This is a genomic window from Mycobacterium sp. RTGN5 (assembly GCF_033804465.1).
Taxonomy (GTDB): domain Bacteria; phylum Actinomycetota; class Actinomycetes; order Mycobacteriales; family Mycobacteriaceae; genus Mycobacterium.
Genome location: NZ_JAPZLA010000003.1, coordinates 512,927 through 529,589 on the forward strand (window position 1 = coordinate 512,927; position 16,663 = coordinate 529,589).

Below are 16,663 nucleotides of genomic sequence, written 5' to 3' on the forward strand. Positions count from 1 at the left end.
CCGTCCATTGGGCGAGTTCGGAACTTTGGTTGTTGAGGCATACGGATTCTGACCGCCCGAGGCCGGGTCAACCCGGCTGTTGAGGGAGGTCCATAGTTCCGGTGCGGATTGCCGCGACAACGCCACCGTCGACGAGTATGTCTGTGCCGGTGATGAACGACGACAAGGGTCCAAGTAACCACTCCGCGGCGGCGGCGATGTCTTCGGGCGTGCCGATCCGGCGCAAGCCGACGTTGTCGATCATCGTCTGGATCAGGCGCCCAGAGCCTCCGGCCAACTCGAGGCGCCCCATATCGGTTGAGATGATGCCGGGGCTGATGGAGTTGACCCGTGCACCACGCAGTCCCCATGAGGCGGCTGCGGCCGCCACGCGGATTTGATTGGCGCGCTTAGCGAATGGATATGCCTGCGCAGCGGTGGAAATGTGCGCAGGAGAGCAGATCTCGAGGTCGAGCAGTTCGTCGGCAGGTGTGTTCGCGAGCTGGAACTCCACGTCGGGATCGAGGGCGGGGTAGACGTGGCCTGCCATGCTTGCGATCACCACTGCTGCGCCACCCGGCTCGATGACGCGTCCGAATTCATCGATGACGAGCGCGGTGCCGAGGAGGTCGACGGCCAAGATTGCCTCTGTCGACGCCTGTTCGGGTGATAGGCCAGCCGTGTGCGCCACCGCGGTTAGTCGTCCGGTTGAGGTCGCCACTTCCACCACGGACGCAATCGAGCTACGGGAGGTGACGTCGACCTTGCGGCTGACGACGTGATGGCCCTCGCGTGCCAAGTTGGCGGCTGCGTCGTCCAAGAGGCCCTGGTTGATGTCGGCGAGCACGATGACGCGGCCGGCCCCGATGCGTCTGGCAATAGCTATGCCCATGCCTCCGGCTCCGATGACAACCAGAACATCCTTGTCAGTTGTCGGTGTTGCCATGATTCTCCATCTATCGATCGGTCCAGTTCTCGGAAAACAGCTATCGCGTTGCAGGATTCGCGGTGTGGGTGGTCGGGTTGCGAAGTTGTGCCACGAAGTCGGTACCGTCGCTGCCGGACTTGTCGTGCTTGCTTAACGCCTGGATGGAGACGTCGTGGCCCTCGGCTGCCTTGCGCAGGGCGCCGACGGTGGCTTGTTCGCGGGTGATGTGGGTGAATGGGTCGAACGAGTACCAGCGCATCGCGTTCTCGAAGGTCATCTTGTTGACCTCGTCGTCAGGCACGTTGTTTTCGGTCAGCACCTCGTCGAGTTGCTCGGGAGCACCAGGCCACATCGAGTCGCTGTGCGGGTAGTCGGCTTCCCAGCAGATGTTGTCGATGCCGATGTCGTTCCGCAGCTTGATGCCGACCGGATCCGAGATGAAGCAGGTCAAGAAATGCTCGCGGAACACCTCGCTGGGCAGCTTGCCGCCAAAGTCCTGCCCGGTCCATGTCGAGTGCATCTCATAGGTGCGGTCGGCGCGCTCCAGGAAGTAGGGAATCCAGCCGGTCCCGCCCTCGGAAAGTCCGATCTTGAGGTCGGGGTATTTCTTGATCGGCTTGGACCACAACAAGTCGGCGGCGGCCTGCACGATGTTCATCGGCTGCAGGGTGATCGTCACGTCCATCGGCGCATCCGGGGCGGTGATCGCCAGCCGGCCCGATGACCCGATATGCACATTCATCACCGTGTCGGTGTCCACCAATGCTTCCCACAACGGCGTCCAGTAATCGTCGTGGAACGACGGATATCCCATGGCGGCGGGGTTTTCGGTGAACGTGAGTGCGTGCACACCTTTCTTTGACACCCGCCGCACTTCTTGGGCGCACAATTCGGCATCCCAGATCACCGGGAGCGCCATCGGAATGAAACGTGCCGGGTAGGCCCCGCACCATTCGTCGATGTGCCAGTCGTTGTAGGCCTGCACCAGCGCCAGCGAGAATTCTGGGTCGTCGGTTGCGAACAAGCGGCCTGCGAACCCCGGGAATGACGGGAAGCAGATCGAGCCCAGAATCCCGCCGGCGTTCATGTCCTTAACCCGCTCATCGACCTTGAAGCAGCCGGGCCGGATCTCGTCGAGGCCCTGGGGCTCAAGTCCGTACTCGTCCTTGGGCCTGCCTGCCACCGCATTCAGTGCGACGTTAGGGATCACTACGTCGCGGAATCGCCAGGTATCCGACCCGTCTGGGTTGTGCACCAGACGTGGCGCGTCACCCTGGTATTTCGTCGGCAGATGGTTCTTGAACATGTCCGGCGGTTCGATGATGTGGTCATCCACGCTGATCAAAATCATGTCGTCTTTGTTCACGATCGGTCCTTTCGACGGTATTCGGCGATCATCGGTAGCCGTCCCCGTTCGGGGCGGGAGATCCAGGCAGTGTGGTGGACAGGCGGGCTGCCCCAGCACAGGGCAAAGGGAGGCACCCAATTCGAGAATCGTTATTTCTTACCTACCGGCAAGCCAAGATCGGCGCCTATCCACGGTGGGCTTCAGCTGCCCGTCCAGCGCGGTGGGCGTTTCTCGGCGAACGCAATTGCGCCCTCTTGGGCATCGTTCGACTTCAATATCGGCTTGAAGATCCTCCATTGCTCTCGGAACATGGCATCGGGCTGCCAACCGCGGGATTGGGAGATGATTTGCTTGGATGCCATCACGGCGAGCGGACTATTCGCGGTGATTTGCTCAGCCAATTCGAGCGCCGCTTTCACGGTGGTACCCGGCTCGACTAAAGCGTTGACCAGACCCAACTCATAGGCCCTCTTCGCGCTAAGGTTGCCGCCGGTCAGCGCGAGCTCCATAGCGATCGCGTACGGAATGCGTTGCGGCAGCCGCAGCAGCCCGCCTCCGCCGGCTATCAGCCCGCGCTTGACTTCCGGGATGCCAAAGGCGGAGTCAGTCGCTGCCACGATGAGATCGGTGGCCAGCACCATCTCCGCGCCGCCCGCCAGCGCGTAGCCTTCGACCGCGGCGATCACCGGCTTTATCGGCGGCCGTTCGGTAAAACCCATGCCGCGACCTCTGACCACGACATCCTCGCCGCGTGCGAACGCCTTGAGATCCATCCCGGAGCTGAACGTTCCCCCTGCTCCCGTTAACACTGCCACCGACAGGCCCGGATCGTTGTCCAAACGGTCCATTGCATCTGCCAGGCCCTGGCTGATGGCGGCATTGACGGCATTCTTCGCGTACGGCCGGTTGATGGTGACGAGAAGTGTCCGATCATGCTGGACCACAATGAGTTCCGAGTCGTCTGTCATTTCTTCCCATGCTGCTTGACGGGGGCTGGCCCGGGCTGGCCGCGGTTCTGGCCGGCCCGCCCGAGAACGATGATACCGCTTGTGAAAATGGGCGCTCTCTTTTCAGAGAGCAGACTTTCGCATACGATGTTGCGATGCTCTCGCCGGACCTGCGCTGCCCCTCGCCCGCTGCTAACTGTGCGTCCGTCGATGAGAATGCGCGAGCTGCGCGCTCAGCAAGTGGACCTGCGTGACCGCGTCGTCATCAGTCGGCCCATCTTCGAGCGCGGGGTCGCTACCGTCGAGTTCCGCGCTCAACGCCCGGGCCGCAGCGCGAGCGGAGACGAGGATGCTGGTCGATGGCTGGCTATGCGAATCGGCGTCGGGTGCCCGATTCGAGAACACCAGCCCGGCCACAGGTCAGCCGCTGGGATGGACCACGGCTGCATCAGCTGATGACATGGATGCGGCGATAGGGGCCGCGCGCAAGGCTTTTGACACCACGGCGTGGTCGACGGATCGACAATTGCGCAAACGTTGCTTATTGCAACTGCAGTCTGCGCTGGAGGGTGAACGCGAGTATCTGCGCGACGAGATCATCGCCGAGGGCGGTGCCCCTTTGATGACAACCACCATGGCCCAACTGGACTGGCCGCTAGCGGATGCGCTGACCGGCCCGGCCAACCTCATCGACACCTTCGACTGGGAACGTAGGCTCGGCCCGGGTTCCATAGTTGGCGACAGCAACCAGCGCGTTGTCGTCAAGGAGCCAATTGGCGTGGTCGCAGCGATCGCACCGTGGAACTTCCCGTTCGAGATTGTGCTGAACAAGTTGGGGCAGGCCTTGGCAACCGGGAATACGGTGGTCGTCAAACCCGATTTCAACACACCTTGGAGCGCAACAAGAATCGGGCGGCTGATCACCGAACACACCGATATCCCACCGGGTGTCGTCAACGTCGTACCGACGCCGGACAACCTGGTGGCCGAGCGGCTTGTCGCCGATCCACGCGTTGACATGGTTTCCTTCACCGGCTCGCCGGAAGTTGGTCGGCTGATTGGTGAGAAGGGTGCGCGAACCTACAAGCGGGTTTTCCTCGAACTTGGCGGCAAGTCGGCGATGGTCGTGTTAGACGACGCCGATCTCGACTCGGTGGTCCCCAAGGCTGCCCAGGTGTGTATGCATGCAGGCCAGGGGTGCGGGGTGAACACCAGGGCGCTTGTGCCCGCTCGCATGTTCGACGAGTACGTAACCAAGGTGACGGCGCTGTTCAACCACATCGCCGCCGGTGACCCGGCGCGAGCCGCCACCCTGCTGGGCCCGGTCATCAACGCCACCCAGCAATCCCGGATCCTCGGATTCATCAACCGCGCCCGAGCTAACGGCGCGGAGGTAACCGTCGGTGGTGCCGTCCCAGCGGACCTCGAACCCGCGCTCGCAGGCGGAACGTATGTCGCCCCCACGCTCGTGGTGGGTGTGGACAATTCCTTTGAAATTGCCCGACGTGAGGTCTTCGGCCCAGTCCTCGTCGCGATGCCGTACGACGATGATGATGAAGCGCTCGCCCTGGCCAACGACAGCGATTACGGCCTGTCGGGGTCGGTGTACTCGCAGTCATCCGAGCGTGCCCTGGCCTTCGCGAAGCGAATGCGTACCGGCTCGGTGAATATCAATAGCGGCCTCTTCTACGGATCTGACGCGCCCTACGGCGGGTACAAGACGAGTGGAATCGGCCGCCAGAACGGCATCGAGGGATTCAGTCAGCACCTGGAAACCAAAGTCATCGGGTACGCCTGAACCAGGCCCCTTTGGAGCTTGCCTGCATCGTATCGAAACCACGAAAGAGGAACGCACATGGGCAGAATGGCCGGCAAGGTGGCAGTGGTCAGTGGAGCGGCTCGCGGCCAGGGCAGATCGCACGCGCGGATGTTGGCAGCAGAAGGCGCCGATATCGTCGCGATCGATCTGTGCGAGGACATCGCCACCAACGAGTACCCGCTGGCCCGTCCGGAGGATCTTGAGGAGACCGCGAGATTGGTGGAGAAGGAGGGCCAAACCGCCATCACGGCGATCGCCGATGTCCGCGACCGGGTCGCGTTGGCTGAGGTGATCGATCGGGCGGTGGCTGAACTCGGTCATCTCGATGTGGTGGTCGCCAACGCCGGTATCGCCCCGTTGAATTCTCCAGAGGCGCAGGCGTGGGTCGATGCGGTCGATGTCGACTTGATCGGCGTCATGAATCTGATTCACGTCAGTCTCAAGCATCTTCAGTCGGGCTCATCGATCATCGCCACCGGATCCTTGGCGGCGTACCTGGCGATGATGCGCAGCGATGGCGGCGGTCCGTCGGGCGGTGCTGGCTATCAGTTTTCGAAGCAGGTCGTCGCCCACTATGTCAATGACCTGGCACTGACGTTGGCGCCGAAGGGGATTCGGGTCAACGCCCTTCACCCCACCAACGTCAACACGGATATGCTGCAGAGTCCGCCAATGTACCGGGCTTTTCGGCCCGACCTGCCTGAGCCCACCAGGGCCGACGCCGAGCTGGCCTTTCCCGTGATGAACGCGATGCCGATCCCGTATATCGAACCCGAGGATGTCAGCGAGCTGGTGCTGTTCTTGGCCTCGGATGCATCTCGCTACGTCACTGGCCAGCAAATCAAGATCGACGCCGGGGGCTTCCTGAAGAAAGTGCCGTGGTCGGGAACGTAATCACCGCGAGTACGTCTCCGTCGGTGGAAAGTTGCACCGTAGGGCGGGGTAAGCAGCGATCACCCGTACGTGTGCTACACCATGGGTTCCGATCGTCGCGGCGGTTCCCGTCGGCGAGACGGCGCGGATCCCTGCGCGGTGTGGTGAACGGCTGGAAGTGACGAATCCAACAGACAGGCCTGAGATGAGCTTTGCATTACCCGTGGGGAACTGGCATTCTCGTATAGTGCCAACGCCATTTACCCATGGGGCATTCATTGCCCGCTCAGTTAGCCGGAGCGCCGTTGCGGCGGTCCGCCGCCGCACCTCACGGTCGGGCCAGGGAGAGCCGCGAGTGTGCGGGCGCTGCCAGCCGATGTGTGCGCCGTGATCGAGGATCGGACGGTCCGGTCCGGCGGTGATGACGGCGGGCGTGTCGTAGTCGTCACGGGCGCCTCGTCGGGGATCGGGCTTGCCACCGCCGAGCACCTGGCGCTGGCCGGCCACCGCGTGGTGCTCGGCGCCCGTCGCGCCGAGGTGTGTGACGAGGTTGCGGCGAAGCTGCGGGTCCGAGGCGCATCCGCCGTTGCAATCGCACTGGACCTGGCAGACGAGTCATCGATAAGTCGGTTCGTGGCGCGCGTCGAAAACCAGTTTGGCCCAGTCGATGTGTTGGTGTCCAATGCGGGCAACTCCTTTCCTGACCCGTCGACCAATACGGACCAGGCGAGGCTGCGGGAGGCTCTCGCGGTCAATTTCATGGGGCCCCAGCACCTGGTGGCGCACGCGTTGCCGGGAATGATCGAGGCCGGGCGCGGTGACCTGATCTTTGTGAGTTCGCAAGTGGTTGGAGGAGTCCCGCGGCGGTGGATGAGCGCGTACTCGGCGTCCAAACATGCCCTTGAAGCCTGGATTGACGTGCTGCAGTCCGAATTGGAGGGCACCGGGGTGCGGTCCTCCATTGTGCGGCCGGGCCCCACTCGCACAGAGCAGGGGACTAACTGGAGTGCCGCGGAGATGAAGTTGATGATGTCGGGTTGGCATGGCCAGGGCGGCGTTCCGCGTACCGAAGCGCTCCAGCCTGAGGACGTGGCGCAGGTGATCGCGTCAGTCGTCGAGCTGCCCGGGCACGTGCACATGCGAATGGTTGAAGTCGTCCCGTCGATACCACGCAGGGTGGAACACGAAGAGTGAGCGTTGATCAAGTGATGGGCGGGGTGCGGGTCTTGGAGGTGGCGGCGTGGACGTTCGTGCCCGCCGCTGGGGCGGTAATGGCCGAGTGGGGTGCGGAGGTCATCAAGGTCGAGCCCCGAGTCGGGGGCGATCCTCAGCGGGGCCTCGTGACGATGGGCCTGGTGGATCCCGGTGGCGAGGTCAACTACATGATCGAGCTGCCCAATCGTGGAAAGAAATCGATCGCGGTGGACCTGACGACCGAGGGTGGCCGGGAGGTCGTGCTCGAGTTGGCGAAGACTTGCGATGTCTTCCTCACCAGCTATCTGCCGAGTCGGCGCAAGCGCTTCGGCATCGACGTTGACGACATCCGCGCGGTGAATCCCAATATCGTCTATGTGCGGGGATCTGGTCACGGGCCACAAGGCGCCGACTCCGATGCGCCTGGCTACGACGGCGTTTCGTTCTGGGCGCGCGGCGGCATCGGTGGTGCGATCACTCCCGAAGGGAGCGAACCCATTCGGCCGCGGGCGGCGTTCGGCGACCTGCTGGGCGGGATGACGATCGCGGGCGGGATCGCGGCGGCCCTCTACAAGCGCAAAGCGACCGGTCAAGGATCGGTTGTTGATGTGTCATTGCTTGGGCTGGCCGCGTGGGCCATCAGCCCGGACGTGTCCATCAGTCAGCTGTACAGTGGTGCGCCCGCGCCGACGTTCGAGCACGCCGACGCGCCCAACCCGCTGGTCGGCAACTATCTGACGAAGGACGGGCGTTACGTCACGCTGATGATGCTGCAGGGTGACCGCTTCTATGCCGAGTTCATGACGATCATCGGCCGTGCTGATTTGATCGACGACGAACGCTTCGCCGAACCCGGGCCGCGGTTCGATAATCGCGTGGCGCTCATCGCCCTGATCGATGAGGTGTTCGCAGCGCGAACACTCAGTGAGTGGCGCCAGGTTCTTGGCCCGCTTTCGGGCGCGTGGGGCGTAATGCAGATGCCCGGTGAACTGCGCGACGATCCAGCGATCGTCGCCAACGGCTACATCGCGACGACCGCCACCATGGGTGGGGTGCAGTACGAACTGCCGGTAAACCCTGTGCAGTTCAACGAATACCACGTGGTCCCGTCCGGCGCTCCGGAGCACGGTCAGCACACCGAGGAGGTGTTGCTCGAAGCCGGACTGGACTGGGACGCGATCGAGCACTACAAGGAGACAGGAGCTATCGGGTGAGTGCAGCAAGCGGAGTAATTTCGGGCGGCCCTTTGGAATTCGACCCGTTTTCTGACGATTTCTTCGACAGCCCGTATGACATCTACCGCCGTCTGCGCGACGAAGCACCGGTCTATTACAACGCCAAGTATGATTTTTGGGCGTTGTCCCGCTACGACGACGTCGCGCCGGCGCTCAAGGACTTTGCGACGTACTCGTCGGCCAAAGGTGCCACCCTGGACATGATCAAGGATCCGGAGCGGTCCATTCAGCGGTCCAAGGCGATCATCATGCTGGACCCGCCCGAGCACGATCTGATGCGCAAGTTGGTGAACAAGGTCTTCACTCCCCGGGCGATGGCGTCCATGGAATCGATGATCAGCCAAAAGATTCGCGAGATCGCGGAGACGCTGGACCCCGCGTCGTTCGATGTCGTCGCGGATTTCTCGGCGTTGTTTCCGGTCGAAATCATCACCACGATGCTGGGCGTGCCGCCTGAACACCGCCAACAAATCCGGTTGTGGCTCGATAAGATCCTGGAGCGCAAGCGCGGTTCGATCCATACCACCCCCGAAGGGATGGAGGCTTCGTACGCCACGGGAATGTTCTACTACAAGCTCATCCAGCAGCGTCGGCAGCATCCGCAAGACGACATGATCAGCCGCCTGATCGAGGTGGAGATCGAGCGCGACGGCGAGGCAGTGAAGCTCGACGATGCCGAAATCGCCTCGTTCGCGACGTTGCTCGGTGGCGCCGGCGCTGAGACGGTTGCCAAGCTCATCGGCAATGCGGCAGTGATCTTCGCCGACAATCCGAGCGAGTGGCAGAAGTTGCGAGCCGACCGCAGCAAGATTCCGGCGGCCATTGAAGAACTTCTTCGCTACGAGGGACCTTCCCAGTACAACGTGCGATATAGCATGCGCGATGTGACATTGCACGGCACCACAATCCCCGCAGGCAGCGCCGTGATGCTCATCAACGGCTCCGCCAATCGTGACGAGCGGATCTTTCCTGACCCAGATCGCTTTGACATCGACCGAGATCGGAAGTTCGGCCTCAATTTGGCTTTCGGTTACGGAATCCACAGCTGTCTTGGCGCGGCGCTAGCGCGGCTGGAGAGTCGGATCGCCCTTGAGACCCTGCTCGACTTGATTCCGGAGTTTCAGGTAGATCGCTCGGGTCTACGTCGCGTCGAGATGTCCAATGTGTGCGGGTGGTCGAATGTGCCGGTAACGTCCTGATAATCGAAGGACCAACAACCTAGCGGGCGCGAACCTGCAATCCGCTCGATGATAGTCGCTGCAAGACAGCCGGTTTCGCGCATATTCCTTCCGCGCGGGATCCATATCCGGACATCATGGCGTCGGTGTCAAGTCCTGGGTTCCTGCCATCGGAATCAGGTTGTGCTCGCAGACGAGGAACGATTCGGCAAGGCCGGGAGAGTCCGGCGCTTCACCGGCAGCGGCCATGGCTTGTGACTTGAATGCCTGCGCCGCAGCGCTGAGATGGTGCTCCATTGGGCGCAGTCGGTACAACTCCGTAGGCCAGTCGCGTCCCCACATTGCTACCTCGGTTTGGCGCCCGGCAATCTGCCTATCAGCGTAGCGGCGCACACGTGCGTCTCGTTCGTACAGTCCGACCGCTACCGCAACGGCGTGGGGTGAATCGGCTAAGGCACTCTTGCTCAATGCTTGGTTGAAATCGATCAGCCGGGATCCCAGGATGCGAATCGGCCGGTCGTCGGGACATTCCGCTATGGCGACGGCAATGTCCCATCCCATTGTTGCCCGGTCGAACAGCCAACCGCCGGCACACGAAACGACGTCGGCCACGCTCGCGCCGAGAACGGTTAGTCGATACTTCTTCGCCGGCCATCCGGAGCGCGTGGTCGCACGATCCAACGCGTAGACGTTGCGCGCAGCTTTGTCAGCGGGATTGAGGGATCGAGCTGTCACGCTGATTCCGTGTCGTTGAGACCGTCGAGGAATTCCCGCTGGCCACTATGCGTCATAGTGAGAGAATACATGTTCTCTCTCTAGAGAGCTGAAATTTGCATCATGTGCAATGCCGATGCGCTGTGCCCAATCCCTTGCTTGCGAACGCGGATTGCCCGCGCCAATTGCTTAGTATGAACACAGTGACTTCGCTTCTCAATCCACAGCGTTCGTACTGGTTGCCGTCCCGGAGTGCCCACGATCCGGGTGGTTGGCGACATCTATGCGACGCAGCGAAAATCGCCGACGAGACCGAGATCGACCGAATCGTGGTCTCTGATCACGTCGTGTTCGGCGAGAACCTCGAGGCCTACGGTGACCCGAAACTCGGCGGATCCGCCGGAGGCAGGCAGCCGACCGGACCCGACGGGCACTGGCTCGATCCGCTGACTGTGCTGACCTACGTGGCCGGCTTCGCCACGTCAGTTCGGCTGGGCACGGCCATTCTGATTGCTGCCTTACGTCGGCCGGCAGTGCTGGGCGAAAGAACTGGCCACCCCGATGTACTTTCCGGTGGCCGTGTCGATCTAGGTGTTGGGGTCGGTTGGCAACGCGAAGAATACGAGGTGGCCGGACTCGATTTCGAGGGACGGGGCCGCCTACTCGATCACACTCTTGAGGTCTGCCAGACACTCTGGCGCCAGGAGCAGGCCAGCTTTGAAGACGACCTGCTCCAGTTCGATGCGATCCACCAGATGCCCAAACCCCTGCAGTCAGGTGGCGTGCCGATCTGGGTCAGCGGAACGTTGAACCGCAACGTTGTGCGGCGGCTCTCGGCATATGGCTCTGGATGGATCCCGTGGGGTCCGGCCGCCGAGAACCTGAAATCGTCGATCCCGCAAATGAAGCAGGCGATGACTGATGCTGGCCGCCCCGACGCGGATGCATTGCAGGTTGTGGGATTCCTTCCGCTGACGTATGACGGCAGTAGCTTGCACCTAGAGGCCACTATCGAGGCGACCAAACCGCTCATCGATGCCGGTGTCACCGGTTTTCGGGTGAGTGTGCGCTTCACTGGCTCGTATGAAACGGACAAGGCGACGGTGCTGGATATCGTGACTTGGTTTGCCAAAGCCTTTCGCTGACAATCAGATTCGATGTCAGCTCCAAAACATGAGCTGTGAGTGCGCCCCTCGCCCTCAGGTGTTCAGCGCACGTTCGCCAATGATGCGCTGGTCGCGCAACTCGGCAATCTCGGTGTCGGAGACTCCCAGGGCGCGCAGGATTTCGTCATTGTGCTGGCCGAGCGTCGGTGGAGGCAACCGATGATGATGGGTCGGCCCGGGAGTGATCCGGAACGGCCAGCCGGGGTAGCGGCGTCGCCCGGTGACCGGGTGCTCGAATTCCTCGTAGAACCCGCGGGCGTCCAACTGAGGCACGTCGTACATCTGGTTCGGTCGCAGCAGCAGCTCGGCCGGGACGTCGCGGGCCCGAAGGGCCTCGACGATCTCGGCTGCGGTCCGAGTCCGGGTCCATTCGGCGACCACCTCGTCGAACGCGTCGTGCGCGCGCTCGCGCTGGTGTTGCGACGAGAAGCGCGGATCATCGAGCAGATCGGGTCGCCCCATCGCCGCGGCGAGCTGCGACCAGTCGGCGTCGTCGCGCACGGTGAGCGCCAGCCACGTGTTGTCCGTGTCGGGGTAGACGCCCTGGACGTAGCCGCGCTGGCGATTGCCTTGGCGCTGTTGCACGGTGCCGTTCATCGAGTATTCGATCACCGGCTCAGCTGCGACACACGCGCCGGCTTCGATTTGGGCCACCTCTATCAGCTGGCCCTCACCGGTGCGTTGCCGGTGATCGAGGGCGGCGAGGAGGGCGACGGCGGCGTGCAGTCCGGCATTCGGATCGGCTGCCCCACCCAGATTGCGGGGCGGACCGTCCGGGTAGCCGGTAACGGCTGACATGCCTGCGGTCTGCTCGATGTTGAGCGCCCATCCGACGTAGTCGCGCCATGGTCCCTTGAGGCCGAACCCGGGCATCCGGAGCTGGATCACATCTGGTTTGAGCGACACTAGCGACTCGTAATCGAGACCGAACTGTTCGATGACTCGGGGGGAGAAGTTCTCGATGACGACATCGGCCTCGGCCGCAAGCCGGCGCACCAGCTCGAGACCGCGCTCCGACGACAGGTCGAGGGTGAGGTCCCGCTTGTTCAGGTTGGCTGCCTGCCACAAAGCTCCGCTCTCGTACCAGTCGACCCCGTCTTCCGCCGACGTGCCTGAGTATCGGAAGCCGTCGAGTCGCTGAATGGATTCGACCTTGACGATGTCAGCACCCAACGCGCCGAGGTAGCACGTGACGTACGCGCCAGCCCAAAAGGTGCTGAAGTCAAGCACTTTCAATCCCGCAAACGGTGAGCTGACGCTTGCTTCGGCGTCGGCTCCCGTGGTTCTGGGCGGAGCGACCTCCGTTTCGACCGCCGCCTGTCCCGTCCGGGGCGAGGGACCGGGCTGGGGGACAGGCGTCTTCGCGAGGCGAAATGGTGCGCCTGCGCGGCGGAACGGCGAGTCCTCGGCTGCGGACTCGACGAAGAAGCCGCGCTGCTCGTATTGGGGGCACTCGGGGGCAGTGGCGCCGTCGCATACAGGCGCTGCCGGAATCCGAAACGCCTGGCTTAGTTCCACGAGGCCGGCTACGGTCTGTTCGTCGAGCCAGGGTTGGGCCTTGGCGAAGAATTCCGCGCGCCGGGGAGCGCCGCGCATGATCTCGAACTGGTATTCGCCGTACTCGGGCAACCCGATCATGTCGCAGACGTCGAGCCAATGTTGCCCGGTGAGGCAGTTAACACCTATCCAGCCGTCGGAGACGCGTACGACGCCAAGCATGGGGCCCGCTGTCGGGCCCGGGGGTGGTCCGGTGCGCTTTCGGAGCGCGGCGATCATCGGATACGGCAACGTCGACATGTGAGCTTCGAACATCGACATGTCGACCTCGACCAATCGGCCGGGTGCCTGGCGGGCGATCCGCAGCGCAGTCAGTGCGCCGAGCGCGCCGTAGCCACCCGCGACGTATTCGAGAATGCGGGCGCCAGCGCCGACGGGTGGACGATCAGCGCCGTTGATGCAGATCCAGCCCGAGGCCGCCTGCATGGTCAGCGGGGTCATCACCCGATCACGCAGGGGCCCTGATTGGCCGAAGTTCGAAATGCGCACCACTGCCAGTCGCGGATTCAGATTGTAGAGGGTATCTGCGTCGAGTCCGTAGTCGCCTAGAACGCCTGGCGGCAGCGCCTCGACGAGCACGTCGGCCGTCGCGATCAGATCGCGGGCCGTCGCGACGCCAGCGGTGCGAGTCAAGTCGAGCGTGACGCTGCGCTTGCCCGCGTTGAGGTACTCGAACATCCCTGAGCGCTCGGGATCGGTAACGCCGCCGGGGAACGGACCCCAGGTGCGCATCGGGTCGCCTGCGGGAGGCTCGATCTTGGTGACCGTGGCGCCTAGATCGACCAGCAGTTTCGTGCTGTACGCACCGGTGATCTCGCCCGCGATCTCCACCACGCGCAGGCCGGCCAATGCTCCGGTCACGCGGGGACGCCGATCGCTTTCGGCTCCATGTACTGGTGAACCCCGGCCATCCCGCCGCCCTCGCGGCCGAACCCGCTCTGCTTGAAACCGCCGAACGGCGAGTCGCCGGGACCGCAACCGTTGATGGTGATTTGGCCGGTGCGGATCCGCCGCGCGACGTCCACGGCACGGTCCACGTCGGTGGCCCACACGCCACCGGACAGTCCGTATTGCGAGTTGTTGGCGATGCGGACGGCTTCGTCGTCGGAGCGATAGCGCAGCACCGTGAGCACGGGTCCGAACACTTCGTCTTGGGCGATGAAGGCATTGGGGTCGACGTCAGTCAGGATGGTGGGTTCGTAGTAGAACCCGGTGTCCAACCCTTTTGGCCGCCTGCCACCGGCAGCGAGCGTGGCGCCCTCGTCGAGCGCTCGATCGACGCACCCCTGTACTCGGTGCAGCTGGTCGCGACTGATCAGCGGACCCATCTGAACCTCTGGGTCGGTGGGGTCTCCAACGCGCACGGTGGCGGCTAGCTCGACTAGCCGGGCTACCACGTCGTCATGGATCGAGTCGGGCAGCAGCAACCTGCTCTGCAGGATGCAGGCCTGCCCAGCATGATTCGTGCAGCTGTCGTTCAGCACTTGTGCCAGCAGCTCGTCGGTCACCTCCACGTCGTCAAGGAAGATTCCAGCCGACTTCCCGCCACACTCAAGCAGGATCCGTTTCATCGTGCCGCCGGCGGCCGCCATGACCTCGCGTCCCACGACCGAGCTTCCCGTGAAGCTCACCATGTCGACGCGCGGGTCGGCGGTCAGCAGCTTGCTGGCATCCAGGCCGGTCGGCGTGACGACATTGACCACCCCTTGGGGGATGTCGGTGTGTTCTTCGATGAGACGCGCCAGTGCCAAGCCCGACAGTGGGGTCAGCGGCGAAGGCTTGAGCACGACGGTATTTCCGGCGGCGAGCGCGCTGCTGAGCTTTAGCGCGTTGAGCATGTGCGGAAAGTTCCACGGAGTCATGATGGTGACGACGCCAAGAGGTTCATGGCGGAGCAGCACCGTTCCGAAAGCTCCGAAGGCGTCGAACGTTTCCTCGATCGGCTCTGCTGCGAGATCGGCGGCGCGCAGAGCCATGAAGGCAGGCCCGTCGATCTGGTTCAGCCGTTCGTTGGCGGTGCAGCCCCACTCGACCGCTGCCAGCGCAGCGAACTCATCCCCGTGCTCTAGTAGCGCGGTCCCCAGCTGGCGTAGGCAGCGTGCCCGTTCCTCGGGCCCGGAACTGGCCCACGTTCCCGAGTCGAATGCGTTGCGCGCAGCGCCGATTGCTGCGCTGACCTGAGAAATACTCGCATCGGGTGCAGTGGCGAGCACTTCCTCGGTCGAGGGACAGATGTCGTCGTAGCGGCCATTCTCCGGATCAACCCAGCGGCCATCGATGTACAACCCGTAGGTATCGACGAGTGCGGGAACAACGGACATCGAGACTCCTCGATTGAATCGGACATATTAGCTCTGTGTGTACACCGATCCCGCTAGGGTCGTCAACTGCATCGACGCCCAAAAGTATTGATAAACAGCCTGTTGACAGCGATAGCCTAGTCCGAGTAGACACATTGATAATCGTGCGATCCGCGATCGAGAACGTGCATATTCAATGATGTGTCCGATAAATTCCAGCAGTCCGGCATGGAGGCCGTCCAGTGCGCACCAAGTTCCCTCTGCATTCGCCTGACTTCTACTCAGGGGATCCCTATCCGGCCTACAAGGAGCTGCGGGCGACGTCTCCGGTGTGCTGGAACGAGGAAGAGAAGTTCTGGGCTCTGCTGAAGTACGAGGACATTCGCAGCACGTCGACCAACACGGCTGACTTCACCTCGACCAAGGGCGTCATGATCCCGGACCCGGCAATCCCGAACGCGGTCCAGGAGGGGAACTTGGTCTTCATCGATCCGCCGCGGCACCGGCAGCTGCGCAAACTCATCAGTGCCGGGTTCACCCGCAGACACGTGAACCAGCTCGAGCAGAAGATCCGCGACATTGTGCGGGGCATCCTCGACGAGGTCGAATCCGGTTCCACGTACGAGTTCGCCGACGAGATCGCCGCCCCACTGCCCACGCGGTTGATCGCGGAGATGCTGGGCGCTCCGGCAAGCGATTGGGAGCAGTTCCGGATCTGGTCGGACGCGGCGACAGGAGGCGCGGACCCCGACATCGAACTCGACCCGATGGTGGCGTCCCTGCAGCTGTACGAGTACTTCATGAACCTCATCGCGGAGCGACGGGCCAAGCCGAAGGACGACATCCTCTCGGTGCTCGTCCACGCGGAGGTCGACGGCGAGCGACTCACCGACATGGACCTCGTCCATTTCTCGTTTCTGCTGCTCGTCGCAGGCAACGAGACCACCCGCAACCTCGTTGCGTTAGGCACGCTCGCGCTAATGGAGCACCCAGCGCAGTACCGGAAGCTCCTCGAAGATCCCTCGTTGATACCGCTGGGCGTCGAAGAGATGTTGCGGTGGACCAGCCCAGTGACGCACATGGCGCGGACCGCGACTGCCGACATCGAAATCCGTGGCCAGCTGATCCAGGAAGGAGAACTGGTCGTCATGCTCTACGGGTCCGCCAACCGCGACGAGGATGTCTTCGGTCCTACTTCGGAGACCTTCGACGTGACCCGCAGTCCGAACCCCCATATCGCTTTCGGCACCGGGGAGCACTCCTGCCTGGGTGCGCAGCTGGCGCGCATAGAAGCGCGGATCATGTTCGAGGAACTCCTGAGTCGCTATCCGAAGCTGGAGCTAGTCGGCGACGTCACCCGGATGCGGGCCACCATGGTGCCCGGTGTCAAACGAATGCCCGTGCGACTGGGAACCGGAGGCTGAC

General features: G+C 63.0%; 13 protein-coding genes. 7 read left to right on the top strand and 6 right to left on the bottom strand.

The window, feature by feature from the left end:
- Nucleotides 1-67: 67 nt before the first annotated feature.
- The 3 genes from SLQ31_RS19480 to SLQ31_RS19490 all read right to left on the bottom strand — a co-directional run bounded on the left by SLQ31_RS19480 (nt 68) and on the right by SLQ31_RS19490 (nt 3,223).
- Entirely contained in the window at nt 68-925 is an 858-nt protein-coding gene (locus tag SLQ31_RS19480; RefSeq protein WP_319435638.1) for an SDR family oxidoreductase, read from the bottom strand.
- 40 nt (nt 926-965) lie between these two features.
- The gene (locus tag SLQ31_RS19485) at nt 966-2,273 is read right to left on the bottom strand and encodes an amidohydrolase family protein (RefSeq protein ID WP_319435639.1); all 1,308 of its coding nucleotides are present in this window, start codon (nt 2,271-2,273) and stop codon (nt 966-968) included.
- 182 nt (nt 2,274-2,455) lie between these two features.
- Nucleotides 2,456-3,223 (bottom strand): crotonase/enoyl-CoA hydratase family protein, encoded by a 768-nt coding sequence (locus SLQ31_RS19490; RefSeq protein ID WP_319435640.1) that lies wholly within the window; start codon nt 3,221-3,223, stop codon nt 2,456-2,458.
- Nucleotides 3,224-3,551: 328 nt separating this feature from the next.
- On the opposite strand from SLQ31_RS19490, the gene SLQ31_RS19495 reads away from it, so the two are divergent.
- From SLQ31_RS19495 to SLQ31_RS19515, 5 genes are all read left to right on the top strand, one after another.
- On the top strand, nt 3,552-5,000 hold the full coding sequence (locus SLQ31_RS19495) for an aldehyde dehydrogenase family protein (RefSeq protein ID WP_319435641.1): 1,449 nt from the start codon (nt 3,552-3,554) through the stop codon (nt 4,998-5,000).
- 57 nt (nt 5,001-5,057) lie between these two features.
- The gene (locus SLQ31_RS19500; RefSeq protein WP_319435642.1) at nt 5,058-5,915 is read left to right on the top strand and encodes a mycofactocin-coupled SDR family oxidoreductase; all 858 of its coding nucleotides are present in this window, start codon (nt 5,058-5,060) and stop codon (nt 5,913-5,915) included.
- Between the two features lie 336 nt (nt 5,916-6,251).
- A complete protein-coding gene (locus SLQ31_RS19505) occupies nt 6,252-7,088 on the top strand; it encodes an SDR family oxidoreductase (RefSeq protein ID WP_319435643.1) in 837 nt (278 codons plus the stop codon).
- Between the two features lie 14 nt (nt 7,089-7,102).
- Complete coding sequence (locus SLQ31_RS19510; protein ID WP_319435830.1) at nt 7,103-8,302, top strand: CoA transferase; 1,200 nt, start codon at nt 7,103-7,105, stop codon at nt 8,300-8,302.
- Nucleotides 8,299-9,522 carry a cytochrome P450 gene (locus SLQ31_RS19515; RefSeq protein ID WP_319435644.1) on the top strand — a complete coding sequence of 408 codons (1,224 nt, stop codon included), beginning with the start codon at nt 8,299-8,301 and terminating at the stop codon, nt 9,520-9,522. Before SLQ31_RS19510 ends, SLQ31_RS19515 begins: the two co-directional genes overlap by 4 nt.
- Before the next feature lie 114 nt (nt 9,523-9,636).
- Here SLQ31_RS19515 and SLQ31_RS19520 read toward each other — a convergent pair whose 3' ends face one another.
- Nucleotides 9,637-10,236 carry a hypothetical protein gene (locus SLQ31_RS19520; protein WP_319435645.1) on the bottom strand — a complete coding sequence of 200 codons (600 nt, stop codon included), beginning with the start codon at nt 10,234-10,236 and terminating at the stop codon, nt 9,637-9,639.
- A 173-nt stretch (nt 10,237-10,409) separates the two neighbouring features.
- Here SLQ31_RS19520 and SLQ31_RS19525 point away from each other — a divergent pair, with 173 nt between their 5' ends.
- Nucleotides 10,410-11,360, top strand: coding sequence for a TIGR03619 family F420-dependent LLM class oxidoreductase (locus SLQ31_RS19525; protein WP_413642513.1), 951 nt, complete (start codon nt 10,410-10,412; stop codon nt 11,358-11,360).
- 54 nt (nt 11,361-11,414) lie between these two features.
- Here SLQ31_RS19525 and SLQ31_RS19530 read toward each other — a convergent pair whose 3' ends face one another.
- Both SLQ31_RS19530 and SLQ31_RS19535 read right to left on the bottom strand, forming a co-directional pair.
- Nucleotides 11,415-13,799 (bottom strand): CoA transferase, encoded by a 2,385-nt coding sequence (locus SLQ31_RS19530; protein WP_319435647.1) that lies wholly within the window; start codon nt 13,797-13,799, stop codon nt 11,415-11,417.
- A complete protein-coding gene (locus SLQ31_RS19535) occupies nt 13,796-15,259 on the bottom strand; it encodes an aldehyde dehydrogenase family protein (RefSeq protein ID WP_319435648.1) in 1,464 nt (487 codons plus the stop codon). Before SLQ31_RS19535 ends, SLQ31_RS19530 begins: the two co-directional genes overlap by 4 nt.
- Nucleotides 15,260-15,498: 239 nt before the next feature.
- Between SLQ31_RS19535 and SLQ31_RS19540 the strand changes: the two genes are divergently transcribed.
- Nucleotides 15,499-16,662 carry a cytochrome P450 gene (locus tag SLQ31_RS19540; RefSeq protein ID WP_319435831.1) on the top strand — a complete coding sequence of 388 codons (1,164 nt, stop codon included), beginning with the start codon at nt 15,499-15,501 and terminating at the stop codon, nt 16,660-16,662.
- Nucleotide 16,663: the final 1 nt, after the last annotated feature.